The 528-nt window shown below is 54.7% G+C and carries 1 protein-coding gene; it reads left to right on the top strand.

Annotated features, from left to right (window positions below; genetic code table 11):
• Positions 1-118 precede the first annotated feature (118 nt).
• Complete coding sequence (locus QCE79_RS39505) at positions 119-298, top strand: winged helix-turn-helix domain-containing protein (protein WP_404989476.1); 180 nt, start codon at positions 119-121, stop codon at positions 296-298.
• Positions 299-528: the final 230 nt, after the last annotated feature.

Genomic DNA, 528 nt, shown 5'->3' with positions numbered 1-528 from the left:
TGTTTGAGTCGCCGCTGATTCGCATCGATCCGAGAACACGTACGGCATTTCGCGGCCAAGCGGTACTGAATCTGACGGGCGCGCAATACACGCTTCTTTGCGCGTTCGTCCGTTTCCAATGCCGGCCCTTTCCCGGCTCAAGCTTACATCGCTCCTTCACGGAACACACTCGGATTTTGCGGAGCGACAAATTGACTTGCACGTCTGGCGACTGAGGCAAGCGATCGAGGAGGATCCAGGCACGCCTCGTCTGATCCAAACCATTCGCGAAGCGGGCTATATGTTCGTACCGGGTTAGCGATCGCGCGGCGGATTCAAAGACAATGCACACCGCCGTATTCCTTACACGGTCTTACCGAAATCACTCACGCCACCGCCCTCGCTTGCCTATCCCTCCGATTTAAACGATAATCATTCGCATCTTTAGTACGAACAATGCGTGCGTCTTCCGTCGGCTGGACAGAGTCGGACAGCACAATACTCATCCAGTGGTCGAACGCTATTACCGCGAACTCGTACGCTTTCTTT

Source organism: Caballeronia sp. LZ003 (genome assembly GCF_031451465.1).
In the GTDB taxonomy this organism is placed as follows: Bacteria; Pseudomonadota; Gammaproteobacteria; order Burkholderiales; family Burkholderiaceae; genus Caballeronia.
The sequence above is the reverse complement of the archived record's forward strand: the minus strand, read 5'-3'. Positions and strand labels throughout refer to the sequence as shown.